Origin of the sequence: Aeromonas sp. QDB39 (assembly GCF_027707585.1) — a bacterium.
GTDB lineage: Bacteria > Pseudomonadota > Gammaproteobacteria > Enterobacterales > Aeromonadaceae > Aeromonas > Aeromonas hydrophila.
The window spans coordinates 14,982-37,054 of sequence record NZ_JAPCIV010000018.1; the positions used below are offsets into that span (position 1 = coordinate 14,982).

Sequence of the window (22,073 nt, forward strand, 5' to 3'; positions counted from 1 at the left end):
AGCATGCAGTTGGAACTGAGTGTGCAAGAGGCCAGCTACCCGCTGCGCCACGACATCGACCTGCACCTGACGGTGATGGCGGTGCGCCGCCTCCCCTTCATCGCCAACCTGTCCGAGGTGGACCGTGCCATGCTCTCCACCGTGGTCTCCGAGCTTGGCAGCAACATCTTGAAATACGCCGAACGGGGGGAGATCACCCTCACCCTCCACCATCCCAGAGGGCGCCCCTGCATCGACATCGTCGCCCGCGATCAGGGCCCCGGCATTGGGGACGTGCATCAGGCCATGCAGGATCACTACAGCACTTCGGGCACCCTGGGCCTGGGCCTGCCCGGCGTGCGCCGCATGATGTCGGAACTCACCATCAGCACCCCGCCGGAAGGGGGGACTCTGGTGCAGGCCCGCAAGTGGCTGGGCGCGGCGCCTCTGGTATCCAGACCAATTGCCCCCCTCGCCTGTGCCGGTCAGCTGCACGCCGGCCTGCAGCTGACATGGGCCAGCGAGAACCGCCCCTGCTATCCGGAACGGGTCTCCGGCGATCTGGCCTTCATCCGGCCAGGGCCGGAGGGGGTGTCGCTGATCCTGATCGACGTGAGCGGCCACGGCGCCTCGGCCAACAAGCTGGTGCTGGTGCTGGAGGCGGCGCTGCAGCAAAGCCGCGAGCAGGAGCCTTCCCGCCTGTTGCAACTGCTGCACCAGCACTGCATCGGCACCCGGGGCGCCGCCGCCGGCGTGGCCCTGGTCAACGGCGAACGGGGTGAGCTGAGCTATGCCGGCATCGGCAATACCCGCATCTGCCTGCGCGGCCGCGAGCCCTGGCGCGGCATCTCCCGCGATGGAGTGCTGGGAGAGCGCTTTCCCACCCCCTTGCTGCAGCGCCAGCCACTCGTCGCGGGGGACGTGGTAATGCTCTATTCGGACGGTATCAGCGAATCCCTCAACCTGCGCGATGGTGCGCTGGATCTGGCCGCCGAGCCCGCCCAGCTGGCACGCCAGGTGATCGCCCACAGTGGCCGCTGCACCGACGATGCCAGCTGCATCGTGCTGCGGGTGCTGGCAGGAGAGGAGGACTAGATGCGGCAACTGATCGGCGAAACCCTGCTGTCAGGCCCGGTGGCGGCACTCACCGCCCGGCGCAAGGTGATCCAGGTACTCACCTGCCTCGACAGAAGTCCCACCTTCGTGGCACCGCTGGCAGGCGCCACCTCCGAGCTGGTACGCCAGCTGGTGGCGAACGCTGAGCCGCTGCAACTGCAGGTGTGGCTGGAGCCGCACGCGCAGGAGTTGTGGCTCTCGCTCTCGGCTGATGCCCCCTTCTCCCCCGAGCCGGACGGCCGCCATTCACGTGGCATCCGGCTGGTATCACACGCGGACAACGCCATCGCCCTGGTCTACCATCTGCCCCGCTGGCCCGATGAACGGCTGCTGCAACAGATGCAGCGGCAGTTCGCCGAACCGACCCGGGACGAGCTGTTTGCGGTGATGCAGGCCAAGAATCAGGAACTGGAAGTGGCCTATGAGCTGGCGGAGGGCGCGACCCGGGCCAAGAGCGATTTTCTCGCCAACATGAGCCACGAGATCCGCACCCCCATGAACGCCATCCTCGGCATGTCCCATCTCGCCCTGCAGACCCGGCTCGATCCGCAGCAGTTCGACTACGTCAGCAAGATCCAGCGTTCGGCCCAGCATCTGCTCGGCATCATCAACGACATCCTCGACTTCTCCAAGATCGAGGCCGGCAAGCTGGATCTGGAGCGGATCGAATTCGATCTCGACCATGTGCTGGAGAATCTGGCCACCCTGGTGGGCGAAAAGGCGGAGGCCAAGGGCATAGAACTGCTGTTCGAGGTCGACCACCAGCTCGACACCCTGCTCTATGGCGACCCCCTTCGCCTTGGCCAGATCCTGATCAATTACGCCAACAATGCGGTCAAGTTCACCGAGCAGGGGGAGATCCTGGTCAAGGTCAGCTGCCTGGAGAAACAACCCCAGGAGGTGTTGCTGCACTGCTCGGTACAGGACACCGGGATCGGCATGAGCCAGGAGCAGCAGCAGCGGCTGTTCCAGTCATTCCAGCAGGCGGACAGCTCCACCACCCGCAAGTACGGCGGCACCGGCCTCGGCCTCGCCATCTCCCGCAAACTGGCCGAGCTGATGGGCGGTGAGGTGGGGGTACAGAGCGAGCCAGGCCAGGGCAGCACCTTCTGGTTTACCGCCCGACTCGGTAGGGGCAGACGCAGATCCCGCTATCTGCCGAGTCTGGATCTGCGCGGGCGCCGCATGCTGGTGGCCGACGACATTGCCAGCGCCCGCACCATCATGGCCGCCCTGCTGCGCAGCATGAGCTTTGTGGTGGACACCGCCGAATCGGGCCAGCAGGCACTGCAGATGATCGCCGGCGCCGAGCAGGAGGGGCAGCCCTACGAAGTGGTATTGCTGGACTGGCACATGCCGGGGCTGGATGGCATCGAGACCGGTCGCCGCCTCATCGCCCGCGGCATGGGCCAGCGTCCCTACCGGGTCATGGTGACCGGCTACGGACGGGAGGAGGTCTTTCGCCAGGCCGATACCGCCGGCTTTGATCGGGTGCTGGTCAAGCCGGTATGCGCCTCCGTGCTGTTTGACACCGTCATCGGCCTGTTTGGCCAGCAAGCAAGCCCCCTCACCTTCAAGCCACCGCAGGCGACCCATCACTACCGCTTCGACGGGCTCAGGATCCTGCTGGCGGAAGACAACGAGCTCAATCAGCAGGTGGCGCTGGAGTTGCTGCGGGCGGTCGGTGCCGATGTCAGCATCGCCGGCAATGGCGCCATCGCGCTGGAGATGGTGGCCCAGACCCACTACGACCTGATCCTGATGGACATGCAGATGCCGGTGATGGATGGCCTGGCCGCCACCCGGCTGTTGCGCGAGCGGGAAGACGTCGGACAACACACCCCGATCCTGGCGATGACGGCCAACGTCATGGCCGGTGATCGCGAACGCTGCCTCGCGGCCGGGATGGACGATCACATCGCCAAGCCCATCGACCCCGACAGGCTGTATGCGGCCCTGCAGCGCTGGGCCACCTCCTTCAGCCGCGAGGTCAGCAGCAGACTCACTGCCTCGCGCGCATCCCCCGCCACCGCTTTGCTGCCACAGCTGCGGGCGCTCGGCCTCAACGCCGAAACCGCCCTGCAACGATTGATGCACAACTGGGAGTGGTATCGGGATCTGCTGCAACGTTTCGCCCGCCAGGGGAGTCAGCCGATGGAAACCCTGCTGGCCGCCCTGCAGGCGAATGACCGGGAAGAAGCGCATCGGCAGGCACATACCCTCAAGGGCATAGCCGCAACCCTGGGGGCCGGGTCGCTGCAGGAGGTCTCGGCCCGGCTGGAGAGCGCCCTCGCCCGGGGAGACGACGCCGCCAGCCTGCTGCCGCTGGCCGAACTGGGGTTGCAACAGCAGCAGCAACTGGCCGCCGGCCTGCTGACGCTGCTGCCGGCCCCTGCCGCCCCCGGCTTGCCGGAGGCAACCCCCGCCGAGCTGGCGCCCCTGCTGCACCAGCTGACCGGGCTGCTGCTGGAAGACGATGCGGAAGCCTTCATCTTGTTCCAGCGCAATCAGGCCAGGCTCGCCCCCCTGCTGGGCGAGGCGGCACCGGCCATGCACGATGCCATGACCCGTTTTCGCTTCGCCGATGCCCTGGCACATCTGCAACAAGTCCGGGCCCTCAGACCCGATCTGTTCAACCAAGAGTGAGGCCACCATCATGCTCAACTTGCTGGATCCCGATACCAAACCCACCCTGCTGGTGGTCGATGACACACCGGAGAACCTCTCCCTGCTCAGCGCCCTGCTCAGCCCCCACTACCGGGTCAAGGTCGCCATCAGCGGCCAGCGGGCGCTGGAGATCCTCTCGGCCGGCACCCGGGTGGACCTGATCCTGCTCGACGTGGTGATGCCCCAGATGGATGGCTATCAAGTGATGCAGGCGCTGCAGGAGATGCCGCAGGCGCGGGAGATCCCGGTGATCTTCCTGACCGCCAAGGTGGAGGAGAGTGCGGAGGCGCACGGCCTGGCGCTGGGGGCCGTCGACTACATCCACAAGCCGATCACCCCCGCCATCGTGCTGGCGCGGGTCAGAAACCACCTGGAACTGAAAGCCGCGCGGGATCTGCTGCACGACCAGAACGCCTTTCTGGAGCAGGAGGTGGAGCGACGCACCCGGGAGAACGAACTGATCCAGAACATCACCATCCACTCCCTAGCCTCGCTTGCCGAAACCCGCGACAACGAAACCGGCAACCATATCCTGCGCACCCAGCACTATGTGCGGCTGCTGGCGGAGACCCTCTGCGAGCACCCCCGCTTTCGTGCCGAGCTGACCCCCAAGACCATCGATCTGCTGTTCAAATCGGCCCCGCTGCACGACATCGGCAAGGTTGGCGTGCCGGACCGGATCCTACTCAAACCCGGCAAGCTGGATGCGGACGAGTTTGCCCAGATGAAGCACCACTCCATTCTCGGCAAGGAGGCCATCGTCCATGCCGAGGAGGCGCTGGGGGTGGAGGTCGAGTTTCTGCGGCTGGCCAAGGAGATCGCCTGCTACCACCACGAGAAGTGGGACGGCACCGGCTATCCCTATGGCCTGATCGGTGACGAGATCCCCCTCTCGGCCCGCTTGATGGCACTGGCCGACGTGTACGACGCCCTTATCAGCAAGCGCTGCTACAAGGCCGCCATGTCCCACCAGGAGGTGGTGCCCATCATACTGGCGGGGCGGGGCAATCACTTCGATCCCGACATCACCGACGCCTTTGCCCGCATCCACCAGCAGTTCCACGAGATCGCCCTGCGCTACAACGACGACAAGGGCGAGCGGGAGTCCAACCGCGACTAGGCGGTGGCGGGCAGCAGATCGGTGAAGACGAAGCCGTCCCGCTCCACCGTCTCCCCCACCCGGATGGCCAGCGGCCGCTGGAACATGGGGCCGTCCCAGGCCAGGGTATGAAACTCGCCGTTCTCGCCGCAGGGATCCACCCCGGCGGGCAGGGCCGCCAGCAAGGACGCGTCAAACTCATGTCCGCCGAGGGTGGCAGGCAGCTTGCGCGGATCCAGGGTGCTGATCCTGGCCCTGAGCCCTGCCGCCATCATCTCGCCTGCCAGCTCGGCGGTCTTGCTGCCCCACAGCGGAAACAGCGGCGTGATCCCGGTCCCCGCCAGTTGCCGCTCCCGATAGGCACGCACATCCTCGAGGAAGAGATCGCCAAACGCCATGTGGCGGATCCCCTGCGCCATCACGTCCGCGATGAAGTCGGTCATGATGCGGGCGTAATCTTCATTGCTGCAGGGCCAGGGCAGGTCGATGGTGGTCAGCGGCAAGCCCACGCACTCGGCCTGTGCCAGCAGCAACTGCTTGCGTACTCCGTGCATGGCCACCCGTTCGAACGCCTGGTTGAGGGTGGTGAACAGTCCCACCACCTCGATGGCCGGATCCTGCCGCAGTGCGTGCAGCGCCCAGGCGCTGTCCTTGCCGCTGCTCCAGGAGAGCAGCACCTTGGTCTTCATATGATTTCTCCAGCTATCTTGAGGTCGGAGCCGGCAAGGCGCCGGCCATCGTCCTGATTATTCGTCCGGGCGAGGAGCCCGGCGCTTGATCGTGTCGCTCCGTCTCGTTGCACCAAAAAGCTGCAAGACAGTGTTGCGAATTGTGCGATTTACATCACGGGATGCAAAAGCATACCCTCGGTAATGAGCGTGTCCCCTGCAAGGATGGGGGAACAATAACTAAAAAAACGATGGGAAACATAAGGATATGACGACAGTCACACCAGCTTACGACCACAGCCGTCCCCTCAACCGGCAGGATTACAAGACCCTGAGCCTGGCCGCCCTCGGCGGCGCCCTCGAGTTTTACGACTTTATCATCTTCGTCTTCTTCGCCGTGGTGATCGGCGAGCTGTTCTTCCCGGCCGACATTCCCGAGTGGCTGCGCCAGTTCCAGACCTTCGGCATCTTCGCCGCCGGCTATCTGGCCCGCCCGCTGGGCGGCATCATCATGGCCCACTTCGGCGATCTCATCGGCCGCAAGCGGATGTTCACCCTCAGCATATTGTTGATGGCGCTGCCGACCCTGCTGATCGGCCTGCTGCCCACCTACGCCACCCTCGGCATCGCCGCGCCCCTGCTGTTGCTGCTGTTGCGGATCCTGCAGGGAGCCGCCATCGGCGGTGAAGTGCCCGGTGCCTGGGTGTTCGTGGCAGAGCACGTGCCCGCCCGTCGGGTCGGTGTCGCCTGTGGCACCCTCACCGCCGGGTTGACGGCCGGCATCCTGCTCGGCTCCCTGGTGGCCACTGCCATCAACCGCGGCATGAGCCCGGGCGAGGTGAGCGACTGGGGCTGGCGGCTGGCCTTCGTGCTCGGCGGGGCATTCGGCATCGTCGCCATGTACCTGCGCCGCTGGCTGCACGAAACCCCGGTCTTTGCCGAGATGCAGGCCAACAAGGCACTGGCGGAAGAGCTGCCGCTCAAGACGGTGCTGCGCAGCCACAAGGGCAGCGTCGTGGTCTCCATGCTGCTCACCTGGCTGCTCTCAGCCGGCATAGTGGTGGTGATCCTGATGACCCCCACCTACCTGCAGAAGGTGCACGGCATCAGCCCGGCCGATGCGCTGACCGCCAACTCGCTGGCCATTCTGGCGCTCACCTTCGGCTGCATCGTCTATGGCCGGCTGATCGACGCCCTCGGCAGCGGCCCCACCTTCATGCTGGGCTCCTTGCTGCTGGCCGGCGCCAGCTACGCCTTCTATCACGGGCTGGCGACCGACACCAGCCAGCTGGTGCCGCTCTATGCGCTGGCCGGTTTCTCGGTGGGGATCGTCGGTGCCGTGCCCTACGTCATGGTCAACGCCTTCCCGGCGGTGGTGCGCTTCTCCGGGCTGTCGTTCTCCTACAACGTGGCCTACGCCATCTTCGGCGGCCTGACGCCCATGCTGGTCACGCTCTGGATGAAGGAGGACGTGCTGGCCCCCTCCCACTACGTGGTCAGCCTGGCTGCGCTCGGCTTTGTGCTCGGCCTGCTGCTCTGGCTGCAGCAGCGCAGCCAGCGCCAGAGCGCGCCGCAGGCCGCCTGAACCATCCCGAGCCCCGCCCAGTGCGGGGCTTTTTTCATATGGCTGGTGTTCAGCCAGGCCGACATAAGATAGCCTCCCTCTCGGGCCCCTCGACGGCCCGGGACACTCCTCCACCCTAGTCATCCGAGGTTCATGATGTTCTTTCAGGTCGTATTTCTCGCCTTGCTGGCGCTGCTGCCCATGGTCAACCCGCCCACCACGGCCACCCTGTTGCTGGGGCTGAGCAAGGGCATGTCGCGCGAACACGTGCGCCGCCAGATCAACCTGGCCGCCATCTATCTGTTCTGCACCCTCTGCGTCAGCTTCTTCATCGGCTCCTCCATCCTGGATCTGTTCGGGATCTCCATTCCCGGCCTGCGCCTGGCCGGCGGCCTCATCATCGCCTTCATCGGCTTTCGCATGCTGTTCCCGGCACCGAGCCAGGCGGCCGGGGTCGACATCAACCAGAGCATCGCCTTCGTGCCGCTCACCATGCCCAGCATGTGCGGGCCGGGCACCATGGCGCTGGTGATCAGCGGCGCCGCCCAGATCGCCGAGCTGCCGGACGAATACAGCCGCTTCACCATCTATGCCGCCATGGTCACCGCCTTCGCCCTGATGAGCCTGCTCAGCTGGGGGGTGCTCAAGCTGGCGGATCCGGTCTGCAAGATCCTCGGCGCCACCGGCATCGACGCCATGACCCGGATCATGGGCTTCTTGCTGGTTTGCATGGGTATGCAGTTCTGCATCAACGGCATCAAGGAAGTGGCGCAGGATCCTGTGTTCCACGGTGCGCCGGCGGCACAAACGGCACCCGCGTTGCCACACGTGTCCGGCGCCCTTGATCAATTGCCGGACCCGCGCCAGCCCTGACTGAAAACGGTGTCATAAAAGCGCAGGAATCGTCGCTGATCTTGCGCCTGATCATGTTGTTGACACATAAATGAGTTAGTGTGTTTTTCATACAGATTCGATTCAGAGAGTGCTTGGTAGGTTTATGGATGGACACCCACTCACTTCAGGAGATGTGCAAATGGAAAAGATGCTGACCGAGATTGGAAGCTACAGCCTGTTTCATGAATATCTGAACGTGGTCGGTGCCGCCAGCCCCGCTCTGACCCGGATCAAGAGCCGGTGGGAGTACAAGCAGAGCGATCGTCTGGTTGCCCAGATCAGGGTCGATCAACAAGGCAACGCGCGCTTCTTCATCGACGCCCGCGCCATTTCGGTCAACTGACCGAGCCCCGTATCTGCAGCCCCGGCCCTTGCCGGGGCTTTTTATTGGCTGACGCTCACACCTCCTCCCCCCTCGGCACAATCAGCACCACCCAGCTCCCCCCATGGATGTCACAGTGTAGGAATTTTCATAACTTAAAAACAAAAATAAATGGAATAATTAATTATGCGACATTGATCTCATCATAGAAATCAAAAATCGATAATCATGCCAGTCATCAAGAGGGATGTTTTACGCCGGGAGTGGCGATGACCTTAAGCAGAGGAAACGATGACCATTGACCTATCAAGCATGATTACCGAGACCCGCAACCCGGCCAGCGTCGAGATCGACCAGTTGCCGACCCTGGAGATGCTGCGCGTCATCAATCAGGAGGATCAGCAGGTCGCACTGGCGGTCAGCCAGTTGCTACCCGAGATCACCCGGGCGGTCGATGCCATCGCGGCAGCGTTCGGCAAGGGAGGCCGGCTGGTCTACATCGGCGCAGGCACCTCGGGCCGGCTCGGCATCCTGGATGCCAGCGAGTGCCCGCCGACCTACGGCGTCTCTGCCGAGCAGGTGGTCGGCCTGATTGCCGGCGGCCACAAGGCCATCTTGCAGGCGGTCGAGAACGCCGAAGATGACGCCGAACTCGGTGCCCAGGATCTGAAAAACATCCAGTTCTGTGCCAACGACGTGCTGGTGGGCATCGCCGCCAGCGGCAGAACCCCCTATGTGCTGGGTGCCATGGCCCACGCCAGAGCGGTGGGCGCCACTGTCTGCAGCATCAGCTGCAACCCCGGCAGCCCGCTGGCCCAGGCGGCCGACATCAGCATGGTGGCGGTGGTCGGCCCCGAGATCGTCACCGGCTCCTCCCGCATGAAGGCGGGTACCGCGCAGAAACTGATCCTCAACATGCTCTCCACCGGCGCCATGATCCGCACCGGCAAGGTCTACGGCAACCTGATGGTGGACGTGGAAGCCACCAACGCCAAGCTGGTGGAGCGGCAAAAACGCATCGTGATGGAGGCCACCGACTGCGAGCGCGCCGTGGCGGAGCGGGCGCTGGCGCAGGCGGACAACCACTGCAAGACCGCCATCGTGATGATCCTGGCCGGACTCACGGCCGACGAAGCCCGCACCCGCCTGCAAAGCAGCAACGGCTTCATCAGCCAGTGCACCCACTGATCGGCCAACCGCACATTGGCCGGGCCAGGGACGGCAATACCACAACAAGAACGGGGTGCCCAGGCACCCTCATGACACAACAGACTGACTGGGTTCTTTATGGCAAAAATAACTGACACCATGGTTGGCCAGCTCATCCAGGCCATCGGTGGCCGCGACAACATCACCCACTGCGGCCACTGCATGACCCGGCTGCGGCTAAGCCTAGCCGACAGCCTGCATGCCGACCGGGATACCATCAAGCGCATCGCCGGGGTGATGGGGGTCATCGAAAGCGACGACCAGTTCCAGATCGTGCTGGGGCCGGGCAAGGCCCAGACCGCCTGCGAGTTGATGAACGGCATGCTGAGCGCGGGGCTCGGCGCACTGGAGGCGCCTGCCGCCCAATCCGCCGATCTGGGCGAGATCGCCGCCGCCAAGAAACAGGCGCTGAAGCAGAAACAGACCAGTGCGGCCCACCGCTTCCTGGCCAAGTTTGCCACCATCTTCACTCCGCTGATCCCCGGCTTCATCGCCGCCGGCCTGCTGCTCGGCTTCGCCACCCTGATCGAGCAGACCTTGCTGCTGGAAGGCCAGCAGGCGGGCGGCATGCTGGCCGAATTCGTCGGCTACATGAAGCTGTTCAGCAAGGGCTTGTTCAGCTTCCTCAGCATCCTCATCGGCTACAACGCCCAGAAGGCGTTCGGCGGCTCCGGGGTCAATGGTGCCATCCTCGCCTCGCTGTTCGTGATGGGCTATGACCCGCAGGCCACCAGCGGCATCTATGCCGGGGTCAGCGACTTCTTCGGCCACCAGATAGATCCGCGCGGCAACATCATCGGGGTGCTGATCGCCTGCATCATAGGCGCCTCGGTGGAGCGTCAGGTACGCCGCTTCATACCCGACAGCCTCGACATGATCCTCACCTCCGGCATCACCTTGCTGATCATGGGGGCCGTCACCTTCGTCCTGATCATGCCCCTCGGCGTGCAGCTCTACAACGGCATGTCCTGGCTCTTCATCCACCTCAACGGCAATCCGTTCGGCACCGCCATCCTGGCCGGCCTGTTCCTCATCTCGGTGATGTTCGGCATCCACCAGGGGTTCGTGCCCGTCTACTTCGCGCTGATGGATGCCCAGGGCTTCAACTCCCTGTTCCCCATCCTGGCGCTGGCAGGGGCCGGTCAGGTCGGCGCCGCCCTGGCGCTCTACAGCCGCGCCGGCAAGGACTCCCTGCTGCGCACCCAGGTCAAGGGCACCATCATTCCCGGCATCCTGGGGGTGGGCGAGCCGCTCATCTACGGCGTCACCCTGCCGCGGGTCAAACCCTTCATCACCGCCTGCTGCGGCGGCGCCCTCGGCGGCTTCCTGGTCGGCCTCATCTCCTGGCTGGGCCTGCCGGTCGGTCTCAATACCGTGTTCGGCCCCTCCGGCATCGTCGCGCTGCCGCTGATGACCTCGGCCCAGGGGATCTTCCCCGGCATGCTGGTCTACGCCGCCGGCCTCGCCGTCGCCTACCTCGGCGGCTACCTCATCACCCTGATGTTCGGCTGCAAGAACGTCGATCTGAGTTAATCCCCCCTCCGGATTTATCGCCAAGGTCTGGCCCCGAGCAATCGGGGTCACGGCCAAACTCACCCCGGCTCTGGCACAGAGCCCACACAGGAAAGACAACAATGAAACAGTCCATGCTTGCCCTGGCCATTCCTGCCCTGCTTGCCGTCGGTACGGCGCAGGCCGCCGTCATCTATCAGGCCGATGACGGCTCCAACGTCGATCTCTACGGTCGCCTCGGCTTCAACATCTCGGACAAGAAGAGCGGCAACGATCAGGGCGACTTCGACGGCCGCATCGGCTTCACCGCCCGCCAGACCGTCAATGAGCAGGTGGCCGTGATCGGCATGGCCCAGTACCAGGTCAATGCCGCCGAATACGCCAACAACGTGCAGAAGAACAGCAGCGATCTCACCGCCCGTTACGTCTGGGCCGGGCTCGATGGCGGCCAGTGGGGCAAGCTGACCGGTGGCCGGGTCTCCTCCGGGCTCATCATGTTCACCGACATCGGCGACGTGTTTGCCGCCTCCGATGTCTCCATGGCGCGCCAGGCCAGCAAGGTGGACTCCACCGCGGTACAGGTGTTCCGTCAGGACGGCACCCTGCAATACCAGAACACCCTCGGCAATCTGGACTTGTCGCTGGCCTACATCCTCGGCAACGGCACCTCGGATCTCGACTACGGCTACAACGGCGCCCTGCGCTACACCTTCGATCTCGGGGCGGCGGGCAAGCTGGCGCCGGTCATCGCCTACCAGCAGAGCAAGGCGGCCCAGACCGGGGCCAGCAAGGTCGACCCCAATGCCGACGAGTACCGCTTCAGCGGCATCGGCACCCGCTACACCCTGGGCCCGCTGATGCTGGGGGCCCTCTATGCCAAGGATCAGGTGAGCTATCGCAACGGCCAGGCGGACAGCGAAGACAAGGTGTGGGAGCTGACCGCCGTCTACGACATCAACCAGAAGTGGGCCGCCCGCGCCGGCTACCGCCACCTCGACAACGACGGGGGAGACGGCATGAGCCTGCGCGACACCACCCTGGAGCTGCAGTACAAGCTCACTCCGCGCTCCTCCCTCTACAGCGCCTACGTGTTCCGAGGCGGTGAAGACGGGCTGGCCGGCAGCACGGTCACCAGTTTTGGCGGCAGCAGCAACAGCGAGGATTTCTACCACCTCGGCCTGCGCTACGAGTTCTGATCCCCTGCCGGCCAGTCGGCCGGCTTTTTGCTTTCTGCTGGAGCACCCCATGATCCGCCTCCCACTGCTCACCACCCTGCTGCTGTTGCTGGCCTTGCCGACCCAGGCCGCCCGGCTGGAGCTGGCAGACAACCTTACCCTGCTGGCCTCATCCCGGGGCAAGGCCTCCCCCTTCGAGCGAGCCCTCACGCTACCCGCCGGTGAGACCCGGCTGCTGGTGCGCTTCGACAGCCCACTCGATCCCGGCTCCACCAACGAGAGCCAGGGTCGCGTCCGCTCCGCCCCGCTGCTGCTGACCCTGACCCTGCCGGCCAGCGGCACCCTGCGGCTGGTCACCCCGCCACTGCCCACGCCGCAGGCCATTCGCCGCTTTGCGGCCAGCCCGGCACTGCAGCTGGCGACCGCTGACGGTACCCGCCCCTTGCTGGCCACCGCCCTGCCGCGCAGCCAGGACAGCCTGCTGACCGACTATCAGGCGCTGCTGGCCCGTTACGACGGGTCGGCCAGCGCAGCCACCGCCCTGCCAGCCGTCACGCCCATGCTGCCCGCAGCCACCTCGGGCGCCGTGCCCGTCGACCCTGAACTGCAACGGCGCTACCTCACCGCCGACGAGGCCCAGCGCAAGGCTTTCCTGCGCTGGGCCCTCGCCCTCTGAGCCGGCACTGGCCCATAAAAAAACCACCCGCAGGCGGGTGGTTTTTTCTCTCGGCAGGTCTCGGCGTCCGTTGCAGCCGGGCCCGCGTCACTCCTTGTTGAGCCGGTCGATGGCACCGCGAGTGCCGTCGATCAGCGCCCAGGCCTCGTCACGGCGCTGCACCAGGCCGAGGAACAGGATGTCGGTGATGGTGTTCTGGGCGGTACGCGACGAGATGGAGGAAATACGCAGCTCGTTCTCGTCGGCCACCGTGTCCAGCACCATGTCGGCCATCTGCCGCAGAGGGGTGTTGCGAAACGAGGTGACCGCGATCAGGGTGGCGCCGTTGCGCTTGGCCAGCTCGGCCGCCGCCAGCACGTCCCGGCTGGCACCGGAATAGGAAACCACCAGCTGGACATCCCCCGGTCCCAAAGTCTGGGCGATGGAGATCTGCACGTGGCTGTCCTGGGCGAACAGGGTGGTGACCCCGATCTTGAGCAGCTTGTACCAGAGATCCTTGGCGGTCAGCGCCGAGCCGCCGATCCCCACCAGCTGGACCCGGCCAGCCTGGTTGATGACGTCCAGCACCCGCGCCAAAGTGGTGTTGTCGAGCGCCTGGGTGGTCTCCACGATGGAGTTGATCTTCTCCTGGGCCAGCTTCTTGGCCATGGTCTCCAGATCGTCGTCGCGGCCGATGCCGTTGTAGAGATCCCCTACGTTGTCGGTCTTGATGGCGTGCTTGCGCCCCAGATCCTCGCTGACTGCCAGCTTGAAGGCGGTGAAGCCCTTGAACCCGATCTTCTGGGTGAACTTCACTATGCTCGACTGGCTGACGTCAGCCTGCTGGGCCAGCTCCTGGGAGGAGAAGTGGGTCACCTGCTCCGGGCACGCCAGGATGTAATCGGCGATCTTGAGCTCGCTGGGGGAGAGCTGACTGCGGATATTGGAAATTTTCGACAGGGTAAGCATGGGTTCTCTCTGCTGCTTGTTCTGCGGCGCCCTTACTGGGTGCCGCCCACGGTGAGCTGATCCAGCTTGAGGGTGGGCTGGCCGACACCGACCGGCACGCTCTGCCCCTCCTTGCCACAGACCCCGACCCCGCGATCCAGCGCGAGATCCTTGCCCACCATGGAAACCTGGCTCATCGCCTCGGGGCCGTTGCCGATCAGGGTCGCCCCCTTGATGGGCGCGGTGATCTTGCCATCCTCGATGAGGTAGGCCTCGGAGGCGGAGAAGACGAACTTGCCGGAGGTGATGTCCACCTGACCGCCGCCGAAGTTGGGGGCGTAGATCCCCTTCTTCACCGAGGCGATGATCTCGGCCGGATCATACTGACCCGCCAGCATGTAGGTGTTGGTCATGCGCGGCATCGGCAGGGCGGCGTAGGATTCGCGGCGGCCGTTGCCGGTGAGCGGCACGCCCATCAGACGGGCATTCTGCTTGTCCTGCAGATAGCCCTTGAGGATGCCGTTCTCGATCAGCACGTTGTAGCCGCCCGGCGTCCCCTCGTCGTCGATGGAGACGGAGCCGCGCCGACCCGGCAGGGTGCCGTCATCGACGATGGTGCAGTGCCTGGAAGCCACCTGTTCGCCGATGCGGCCAGCAAACGCGGAAGAGCCCTTGCGGTTGAAGTCCCCCTCCAGACCGTGACCCACCGCCTCGTGCAGCAGTACGCCGGGCCAGCCGGCACCGAGCACCACCGGCATGGTGCCGGCCGGTGCATCGATGGCGTCGAGGTTGACCAGCGCCTGGCGCACCGCTTCGCGCACATAGCCAAACGCCCGGCTCTCCAGCCCGTCCAGCTCGAGGAAATAGTCGTAGCCGAAGCGGCCACCGCCACCGGCGCTGCCGCGCTCGCGACGCTCGCCCTTCTCGGCGATGACGGTCACCGAGAGACGCACCAGCGGACGCACGTCGGCGGCCAGGGTGCCGTCGGTCGCGGCCACCAGCACCTCTTCATAGACGCCGCTGATGGAGGCCATCACCTGATTGATAGCGGGATCCAGACTTCTGGCGAACTTGTCCATCTGCTCCAGCAAGGCGATCTTCTGCTGCTTGTCGAGGGTCTGCAGCGGATCCAGCGCCGGGTAGAGCAGGTTTGCTTCGGTGCGAGCCCACGCCTTGACCTTGCCCTGCGCACCGGCGGCCGCGATACCGCGGGCGGCGGTCACCGACTGTTGCAGTGCCAGCAGGCTCAGTTCGTCCGAGTAGGCGAAGCCGGTCTTCTCGCCGCTGACGGCGCGCACCCCGACCCCCTGATCGATGTTGTAGCTGCCATCCTTGACGATGCCGTCCTCCAGCATCCAGGACTCGTGCCAGCTGCGCTGGAAATAGAGGTCGCCGAACTCCACCTGATGGCTCATCAGGCTACCGAGCAGCTGCTGCAGCCGCCCTTCGTCGAGGTCGTGGGGGGCCAACAGGGAGGCACTAACCTGGCTCAATAGACTCAATCTTTCTCTCCACTCTCGATGCGAGATGTCGTAACGGTTAAATCCCAGACCGTGGGTTCGCTTGGCGAAACGTCAGTGGACGTCCAACCCACCATCGGGTTTGCAAGCGTCCGACTCCCCCGCCACAGGGCGAATCGAACCTGCACATGTTCATAGCAGACGGGCATGGCCCAGCACCGGCATGGTGCGTTGCAGTTCGTCGACAAGACCGGGGTCCAGCGGCGCCAGTACGGTGCCGCGCCCGCTGTCCAGGCTGGCCAGCACTCGACCCCAGGGGTCGATCACCATGCTGTGGCCCCAGGTCTGGCGTCCCGTCTCGTGGGTGCCGCCCTGGTTGGCGGCCACCAGGTAACACTGGTTCTCGATGGCGCGGGCCCGCAGCAGCGGCTCCCAGTGCGCCTCGCCGGTCACGGCGGTGAAGGCGGCAGGCACCAGCAGCACGCGGGCGCCGGCGCGGGCCAGCCGGCGGTACAGCTCGGGAAAGCGCAGATCATAACAGATCGAGAGGCCGAGGGGACCAAACGGGGAGTCCACCAGCACAGGCTCCTCGCCGGGGCTGAAGGTTTCCGACTCCCGGTAGCGGCCATGATTGTCCGCCACGTCCACATCGAACAGGTGGATCTTGTGGTAGTGGCCCTTGCGCTCGCCGCTGGGGTCGAACACCAGGGTACTGGTGTGGATATGGTCGGAACCGGCGATGGTGGTCGGCATGGCCCCCGCCACCAGCCAGATGCCGTAATCACGAGCCCATTCGGCCAGTTGCTGCTGGATCGGGCCCTCACCTATGGTCTCGGCCCCGTCCAGATAACCCTGCCGCTCGCCAAACAGGGCGAAATTCTCCGGCAGCAGCACCAGCAGTGGCCGCTCACTCGGCAACAGGGCCAGCTCGGCGGCGATCTGCTCCCGGTTATCCTGCCAGTTGCGGCCCGATACCAGCTGTATTGCGGCTAACCACATGAGGCGCTCCTTGTCGTTGTTGCCACCGTCAGATGCTGACCGCATCGCCGGCCTGCAGGGTGTAATCCAGCACTATGATACGTTCCAGCACCGGGCGGAAGATGGCCTTGAGGGCATCGTGATCCGGGTGGGGCAGATAGCGCTGGCGGGCCGCTTCGTCGGCAAAGGTCATCAGCACGCTGTGGGTGAAGCCCTCGGCCCGTCCCTCCGGGCTGTCATCCCGCCCCCACTCCACCGCCAGCACGCCGCTGACCTGATGGGGGATGGCGAGAAAGGCCGCGCGCACCGCGTCTATCTGTGCGGGCTGGGTGCCCGGCTTGAAGGCGATCAGCAGGATATGTCGGATCATGGCTCACTCCTTGTGATGGTGCCGGGCCGCTCGTTCAGCGCTGGGCGGGCCCCGCGTGTTTGGGGGTCAGCAGGAAGGGGGTCACCTCCTGCGTCGGCAGGTTGGGGGCCACCGCGTCGACCGCCTCCTTCTGCTGCTGGTTGAGCTTGATGCGGGCCCGATCCCGCCCCGCCTCGATCAGCTTGGGATCGTCGAGCGGGCCGGAGACCCGGAAATCGATGCGGGTGACCACGTCCACCACCGGCTCCAGCAGTTTGGAGAGCGCCAGCACGTAGAGCCCGGTGATCGGGGTCAGCGAGAAGGCCGCCACCACCGGCAGGGTGCCGCCCAGGTTGGGGGAGAAGCTCAGCTCGTAGTCGAGCCGCCAGCGCACCAGATCGGCGATGCCCTCGCCGCGCAGGTTGCCGGCCGCCCCCTTCATGTAGAAGTCGCGGTTGTCCACCACCCCCTGCTTGATCTTGGCGGAGGCTGACATGGACTCGAAATAGAAACCCTTGTCGAACACGTCACGAAAATCGAGCCGCAGCTTGCGCAGCAATGAATCCAGGCTGAGCAGGGAGAGCAGTCGCGCCCCCTTGTCGTTGACCTCGCGCAGGGTGCCGCCTTCCAGCTGGTAGTCGGCGTTGCCGCTCAGGGTCGGCACGTTCGGCCGGTAGGGCACGTCGCGCCAGCTCAGATCCAGCGCCATCTTGCCGGGCGCATCACCGATGGGCGAGGTATAGCCGAGCCGCTTGAGCAGCAGCTCGCTGTTGTTGCTGCTGATGTGGGCGCGGGCGCGGGTCTGCATGCCGTCCGCTCCGGCCAGCCACTCGGCGCTGCCATTCAGCTGGCTACCCGCCAGCCGCATCTCCAGCCCCTTGAGGCTCAGCTTGTCGGCCCCCGGGATCAGTTCCCCCTTCACCTCGCCCAGCGGCAACTCGCCGAAGCGGCAGTCCACGCAGCTGAAAGTGAGCCAGGGGATGGCATCCATGATGGCTCTGTCCTGTCTGGCATCGGGGTCCGGGCTCAGATCCGAACTCTTGCCGGACCAGTGGATGCGGGCAAATTTGGCGTCGATGGGCTGACGCTCGGACACCGGCAGGCGCACCACCCCCATCACGTCCGGGCTGTCGATCATCACCTCGGTGGCCTGATTGACCGGCCCCACGGTGAAGTGCACCGCCTTGAGGTTGGCGCTGCCGATGTCGGCGCGGGCCAGGCGGCCGTCCACCCACCACTCCTGCGGCAAGAAGGAGGGGCCCACCACCGCATTGCCGCTCGGTGCCGTGCTGGCCGGCAGCCACTGCTTGAGACGGGCCAGCCAGCCAGCCACGTCGGCCTGCTGCTGGTTGATGGCGAGCAGCATGGGCCGGTCGCGCAGCACCCGGGCGCCGGGCTGCCCCACGTCCACCCGCACCCGGCTGAGGTAGGGCACGCCGTCGCCGTACACCAGCCGGCTCTGCATATCCACGTCGGCCCCCAGCACGGCGCGGATGTCGGCACTCCCGTCGCGGCCACGGGCGGTCACCTTGAGCGGCAGCCGGCTGCCGGCCGCCTTGGCGAGCGGGGCGGGCAGATCCAGCCCCATGCCCTGCAGGTTGGAGTCGAGCGCTAGCTGGAAGCTGAACGGCTGATCGCTTGGCAGGGTCAGCCCCAGGCTGCCGGCCCAGTTGCCGCGCCCCTTGAGGATGTCCAGTGCCGGGATGTCCTGACGCTGGCGGCGGCTGTCCCACTGCCCCTTGAACTTGAGATCGACCTGATAGCGATTGGGCTGCTGACGGCCCTGATAGTCGAGGGTGAGCGGCTGGTTCCACAGGCTCGCCTTGAGGTTGCTGAAGCGGGTCTGCTCGTTGTCATACTCGAGCCGCCCCTGCACCTGCTCCAGCGGCAGATCCAGGCTGGTGACCCGCACCTTGTTGTTGCTGAACAGGGCGTCGCCGCTGGCCTTGACCTCGCTCTCGCCATCCAGCGGAATATCCAGCTTCACCGAGCCCTTCATGGGGCCGCGGATCTCCACCTCCCGCAGCGCCTGACCGACCGAGCCGCCAAGCGGCGAGTCCTGCAGGTAGTCGCTGATGGCCTTGCCCTCGCCCTCAACCTTGGCGTCCACGTAGAGGTGGGCCCCCGGATAGAGGTCCGGGATCCAGGCGTGCACCGAGTCGGAGCTGGCCTTGCCGAGCTGGGTGGCGCGGCTGTTCATGTCGAGGCTGGCGTTCTGGAACAACAGATCGATCTGCAGGTCGGTAAGCGGTTGCCAACCGGGGAAGAATTCGTAGGAGGCCTGCTGCAGCGGCACCGCCACCTGGAAGATGCCCTCGCCCTTGCGGTAGGGGAAGTCGCGGAATTCGCCGTACCAGAGCAGGTCAGCCCCCTTGGCCTTGCCCCCCTTGATGGCCCCGCTCAGGTAATCCACCAGGCTCTTGTCCATCACCTGCAGCGGATAGTAACGATCGGCGTTGGCCGCATTCTTGACGTCGATGCGACCGGTCAGGGCGAGGAAGGGGTGCTCGAACAGATCGAGCCGAAAGCGGCTGGCGAGGCTCAAGTCCGGGTTGTCCAGCACCAAATCCTGGCCATAGAGCACCCAGCCCTGCGCCACCTGCCACCAGTCGAGCCGCGCCGAGAAGCTGTCGATGGGGATCGGCTCCTTGAAGTGGCGGGCCGGATCTATGGCATCGTTTGCCAGTTGCAGCCGGGCGCTACCACCGGTCGGGGTGAGCCAGAACTCGCCGTTGAGGTCGCGCACGCCGGGCACGTCGTGCCAGGCGTTGACCCGGATGTGGGACAGCTGGCCGCTGACGGAGAGCCCCTGCCAGCCGGCATCCGCCTGCAGGATCAGATCCTGGATCTTGCCGGTCGGGCGGGTGCGTTTGAGGGTCTCGGTCAGCTCGGGATAGATCCCCGACACCAGCTGGCTCAGGTTGGCGATCTGGTCCAGATCGATGGCCGGCACATAACCCTGAATGCGATCACCGACCCGCTCGAGCTGCAACCGGCTGTGCAGCCAGGGCTTGCCGTCGAGCTTGAAGGTGACGTCGTGGCTGGCAAACTGCCACTCCTTGCCGTCCCGGCGCAGCTGGATCTTGCCCCCCTGCAGCCCGAGCCGGTGCAGGTCACCCTGTTTTTCATCCTGCCAGATCAGATAGTTGTCGCCAAACGCCAGCAACGAATCCCCCAACTGACCGGCCTTGAACTCGCTCCAGAGCTGGAAGTCGAGCTGGCCGCTCACCTTGGGCTCCCCTGAGTGGGTGCGGGCCAGCATGGGGCTGATGTCGAGCTGGCGGGCCCCCAGATAGAGCTGGCCTTTGAGCCGATCGAGCCGCACTTGGGGGGCATCCACGTCGACGATGAGATCGAGGGTACTCTCGCCCACCCCATTGATTAGATAGGCCTTGCCGACCCCCTGATGGCGTTTGCCGCGGTTCTGCCAGCGCAGCTGGGCAATGTCGAGGGCGCGCACCTCCCCCAGCGCCGTGGTGAGGCTGAGGCGGGTATCGTGAATGTCGAAGGTGGATAGCTGGGTCAGCAGAAAGCGCAGCAGGGCCTGCTGCTGGTCGCTGCCGTTGCCGCTTTCCGGCTCCGCAGGCTGGCCCAGATCCAGCGCGATGTCGCCATCGCTCAGGATCAGCTGGCCAAACACCGGCTTGAGTTCGTTGAGGGAGCGCCAGAAGTCGAGGTGGGCCCACACCTTGCCAAGCCGCAGGGCGAAGCGACCCGAATTCGGCGCGATCACCAGTTGTTGCAGCTCGAGGGCCGGGCCACGCTGAGTCCAGTCCAGCCCGATGCGATCGACGCTGGCCTCCAGCTTGCTGTCGGCCAGCAGGGTATTGAGCAGCGCCTGTCGGTGCTGATTGAGCAAGGGGCCGCCAAAGCGCACCAGACTGACCAGGATGGCCAGCAGCACGAAGAAGACCCCGAGGGCCAACCAGCCCCGACTCAGCCAGCGATAGACCAATTACATCATCACCACGTCGAACTGCTCCTGCCCGCAGAGCGGCTCGCTCACCACCCTGACCTGCTTGCCGATGAACACTTCCAGTTCGGCCAGACTGTGAGACTCCTCGCCCCGCAGGTAGTCGGCCACCGCCGGGGCGGCGTAGACGGTGAACTGATCCGCGTCGTAGGCCCGGTTGACCCGGATGATCTCCCGCAGGATCTCGAAGCAGACCGACTCCACCGTCTTGACCCGACCGCGCCCCTTGCACTCGGGGCACTCGGAGCAGAGCACGTGCTCCAGGCTCTCGCGGGTACGCTTGCGAGTCATCTCCACCAGACCGAGCTGGGAGAAGCCGTTGACGTTGGTCTTGGCGCGGTCCTTCGACAGTGCCTGCTCCAGGCTGTGCAGCACCCGCCGGCGGTGATCCTCCGACTGCATGTCGATGAAATCGATGATGATGATGCCGCCGAGGTTGCGCAGGCGCAGGTGACGGGCGATGGCCGCCGTCGCCTCCACGTTGGTGTTGAAGATGGTCTCTTCCAGGTTGCGATGGCCGACGAAGGCCCCGGTGTTGATGTCCACCGTAGTCATGGCTTCGGTCTGGTCGATGATGAGGTAGCCGCCGGATTTGAGCTCCACCTTGCGCTCCAGCGCGCGCTGGATCTCGTTCTCCACGTCGTAGAGATCGAAGATCGGCGACTCGCCGGAGTAGTACTCCAGCTTGTTGGCAAGCTCAGGCACGTACTCCTCGGTGAAGCGCTTGAGCTGATCGAAGCTCTGGCGCGAGTCGACCCGGATCTTGTCGAGCTCGGCCCCGACGAAGTCGCGCACCACCCGAAAGGCCAGGCTGGGATCCTCGTAGAGGATCTTGCAGGGGGGGTACTTCTGCTTGCGCTCCAGGATCTTGCGCCACAGGCGCTTCAAGAAAGCGGCATCCTGCTCCAGCTCCTGCTCACCCACCCCTTCGGCGGCGGTGCGGATGATGTAGCCACCCAGCTCGTCCACATAGCCGGCCACGGTGCGCTTGAGGCGCTCGCGCTCCGCCTCGGACTCGATGCGCTGGGAGACGCCGACGTGGGCACTGCCCGGCATGAACACCAGATAGCGGGACGGCAGGGTGATGTCGGTGGTGAGGCGGGCGCCCTTGGTGCCCAGCGGATCTTTCACCACCTGCACCATGATGTCCTGCCCCTGGCGCACCAGCTCGGCGATGTTGCCGGCCTGAAACTGCTCTTTCTCTTTCACTGCCACACACTCGGTGTGCGGCACTATGTCGGAGGCGTGCAGGAAGGCCGCCTTGTCCATGCCGATATCGACGAAAGCCGCCTGCATGCCGGGCAGTACCCGGCTGATCTTGCCTTTGTAGATGTTGCCCACGATGCCGCGCTTGGCCTGACGCTCCACGTGCACTTCCTGCAGCAGACCGTTTTCGACCAGGGCAACCCGGGTTTCGGAGGGGGTGACGTTTACCAGCAGTTCTACCGACATAAGTTACCTTGCCTTTCTAGTTTTAAATTCTGGCAGCCAAACCGGCACGTGCC

At 65.2% G+C, this 22,073-nt stretch carries 17 protein-coding genes; 10 read left to right on the forward strand and 7 right to left on the reverse strand.

What is annotated here, in order from left to right:
- The first annotated feature begins 3 nt into the window (after positions 1 to 3).
- The 3 genes from PG899_RS12125 to PG899_RS12135 are packed head-to-tail and all read left to right on the forward strand — an operon-like array spanning position 4 to position 4,882.
- Positions 4 to 1,074, forward strand: coding sequence for an ATP-binding SpoIIE family protein phosphatase (locus PG899_RS12125; RefSeq protein ID WP_270697387.1), 1,071 nt, complete (start codon positions 4 to 6; stop codon positions 1,072 to 1,074).
- The gene (locus PG899_RS12130; RefSeq protein ID WP_270697388.1) at positions 1,075 to 3,741 is read left to right on the forward strand and encodes a response regulator; all 2,667 of its coding nucleotides are present in this window, start codon (positions 1,075 to 1,077) and stop codon (positions 3,739 to 3,741) included. It begins immediately after the preceding gene.
- Positions 3,680 to 4,882, forward strand: a complete 1,203-nt coding sequence (locus tag PG899_RS12135) for an HD-GYP domain-containing protein (protein WP_080602659.1) — start codon at positions 3,680 to 3,682, stop codon at positions 4,880 to 4,882. Before PG899_RS12130 ends, PG899_RS12135 begins: the two co-directional genes overlap by 62 nt.
- Here PG899_RS12135 and PG899_RS12140 read toward each other — a convergent pair.
- Positions 4,879 to 5,550 (reverse strand): adenine nucleotide alpha hydrolase, encoded by a 672-nt coding sequence (locus PG899_RS12140; RefSeq protein ID WP_270697389.1) that lies wholly within the window; start codon positions 5,548 to 5,550, stop codon positions 4,879 to 4,881. The two genes, PG899_RS12135 and PG899_RS12140, sit on opposite strands and share 4 nt — an antisense overlap.
- Positions 5,551 to 5,797: 247 nt before the next feature.
- Here PG899_RS12140 and PG899_RS12145 point away from each other — a divergent pair, with 247 nt between their 5' ends.
- The 7 genes from PG899_RS12145 (at position 5,798) to PG899_RS12175 (ending at position 12,881) form a co-directional block, all read left to right on the forward strand.
- A complete protein-coding gene (locus PG899_RS12145) occupies positions 5,798 to 7,114 on the forward strand; it encodes an MFS transporter (protein ID WP_043160913.1) in 1,317 nt (438 codons plus the stop codon).
- Positions 7,115 to 7,249: 135 nt separating this feature from the next.
- On the forward strand, positions 7,250 to 7,966 hold the full coding sequence (locus tag PG899_RS12150) for a MarC family NAAT transporter (protein WP_162516719.1): 717 nt from the start codon (positions 7,250 to 7,252) through the stop codon (positions 7,964 to 7,966).
- Between the two features lie 160 nt (positions 7,967 to 8,126).
- On the forward strand, positions 8,127 to 8,330 hold the full coding sequence (locus tag PG899_RS12155) for a hypothetical protein (RefSeq protein WP_005308127.1): 204 nt from the start codon (positions 8,127 to 8,129) through the stop codon (positions 8,328 to 8,330).
- Between the two features lie 270 nt (positions 8,331 to 8,600).
- Entirely contained in the window at positions 8,601 to 9,497 is an 897-nt protein-coding gene (gene murQ, locus PG899_RS12160; RefSeq protein ID WP_011704387.1) for an N-acetylmuramic acid 6-phosphate etherase, read from the forward strand.
- 99 nt (positions 9,498 to 9,596) lie between these two features.
- Entirely contained in the window at positions 9,597 to 11,051 is a 1,455-nt protein-coding gene (gene murP, locus PG899_RS12165) for a PTS N-acetylmuramic acid transporter subunit IIBC (protein WP_042066887.1), read from the forward strand.
- 101 nt (positions 11,052 to 11,152) lie between these two features.
- Positions 11,153 to 12,226 (forward strand): porin, encoded by a 1,074-nt coding sequence (locus PG899_RS12170; RefSeq protein WP_011704385.1) that lies wholly within the window; start codon positions 11,153 to 11,155, stop codon positions 12,224 to 12,226.
- Positions 12,227 to 12,275: 49 nt separating this feature from the next.
- Positions 12,276 to 12,881, forward strand: a complete 606-nt coding sequence (locus PG899_RS12175; protein WP_270697390.1) for a DUF2057 domain-containing protein — start codon at positions 12,276 to 12,278, stop codon at positions 12,879 to 12,881.
- Between the two features lie 87 nt (positions 12,882 to 12,968).
- Here PG899_RS12175 and PG899_RS12180 read toward each other — a convergent pair whose 3' ends face one another.
- The 6 genes from PG899_RS12180 to rng form a co-directional block, all read right to left on the reverse strand.
- Complete coding sequence (locus PG899_RS12180; protein WP_201886871.1) at positions 12,969 to 13,829, reverse strand: SIS domain-containing protein; 861 nt, start codon at positions 13,827 to 13,829, stop codon at positions 12,969 to 12,971.
- A 32-nt stretch (positions 13,830 to 13,861) separates the two neighbouring features.
- Entirely contained in the window at positions 13,862 to 15,310 is a 1,449-nt protein-coding gene (tldD, locus tag PG899_RS12185; RefSeq protein WP_270697391.1) for a metalloprotease TldD, read from the reverse strand.
- A gap of 150 nt (positions 15,311 to 15,460) precedes the next feature.
- Positions 15,461 to 16,267, reverse strand: a complete 807-nt coding sequence (locus tag PG899_RS12190) for a carbon-nitrogen hydrolase family protein (RefSeq protein ID WP_118882065.1) — start codon at positions 16,265 to 16,267, stop codon at positions 15,461 to 15,463.
- Positions 16,268 to 16,295: 28 nt separating this feature from the next.
- Positions 16,296 to 16,616 carry a Dabb family protein gene (locus tag PG899_RS12195; protein ID WP_011704380.1) on the reverse strand — a complete coding sequence of 107 codons (321 nt, stop codon included), beginning with the start codon at positions 16,614 to 16,616 and terminating at the stop codon, positions 16,296 to 16,298.
- Between the two features lie 34 nt (positions 16,617 to 16,650).
- Positions 16,651 to 20,550, reverse strand: coding sequence for a YhdP family protein (locus PG899_RS12200; RefSeq protein WP_270697392.1), 3,900 nt, complete (start codon positions 20,548 to 20,550; stop codon positions 16,651 to 16,653).
- Complete coding sequence (gene rng, locus PG899_RS12205; RefSeq protein ID WP_011704378.1) at positions 20,551 to 22,020, reverse strand: ribonuclease G; 1,470 nt, start codon at positions 22,018 to 22,020, stop codon at positions 20,551 to 20,553.
- Positions 22,021 to 22,073: the final 53 nt, after the last annotated feature.

Coding starts and splice junctions, on each gene's coding strand:
- PG899_RS12155 (WP_005308127.1), top strand. CDS start 8,127: ATGGAAAAGATGCTGACCGAGATTGGAAGCTACAGCCTGTTTCATGAA.
- PG899_RS12145 (WP_043160913.1), top strand. CDS start 5,798: ATGACGACAGTCACACCAGCTTACGACCACAGCCGTCCCCTCAACCGG.
- rng (WP_011704378.1), bottom strand. CDS start 22,020: ATGTCGGTAGAACTGCTGGTAAACGTCACCCCCTCCGAAACCCGGGTT.
- PG899_RS12170 (WP_011704385.1), top strand. CDS start 11,153: ATGAAACAGTCCATGCTTGCCCTGGCCATTCCTGCCCTGCTTGCCGTC.
- PG899_RS12180 (WP_201886871.1), bottom strand. CDS start 13,829: ATGCTTACCCTGTCGAAAATTTCCAATATCCGCAGTCAGCTCTCCCCC.
- PG899_RS12125 (WP_270697387.1), top strand. CDS start 4: ATGCAGTTGGAACTGAGTGTGCAAGAGGCCAGCTACCCGCTGCGCCAC.
- PG899_RS12195 (WP_011704380.1), bottom strand. CDS start 16,616: ATGATCCGACATATCCTGCTGATCGCCTTCAAGCCGGGCACCCAGCCC.
- PG899_RS12150 (WP_162516719.1), top strand. CDS start 7,250: ATGTTCTTTCAGGTCGTATTTCTCGCCTTGCTGGCGCTGCTGCCCATG.
- PG899_RS12175 (WP_270697390.1), top strand. CDS start 12,276: ATGATCCGCCTCCCACTGCTCACCACCCTGCTGCTGTTGCTGGCCTTG.
- PG899_RS12140 (WP_270697389.1), bottom strand. CDS start 5,550: ATGAAGACCAAGGTGCTGCTCTCCTGGAGCAGCGGCAAGGACAGCGCC.
- murP (WP_042066887.1), top strand. CDS start 9,597: ATGGCAAAAATAACTGACACCATGGTTGGCCAGCTCATCCAGGCCATC.
- PG899_RS12130 (WP_270697388.1), top strand. CDS start 1,075: ATGCGGCAACTGATCGGCGAAACCCTGCTGTCAGGCCCGGTGGCGGCA.
- PG899_RS12190 (WP_118882065.1), bottom strand. CDS start 16,267: ATGTGGTTAGCCGCAATACAGCTGGTATCGGGCCGCAACTGGCAGGAT.
- murQ (WP_011704387.1), top strand. CDS start 8,601: ATGACCATTGACCTATCAAGCATGATTACCGAGACCCGCAACCCGGCC.
- PG899_RS12135 (WP_080602659.1), top strand. CDS start 3,680: ATGCCCTGGCACATCTGCAACAAGTCCGGGCCCTCAGACCCGATCTGT.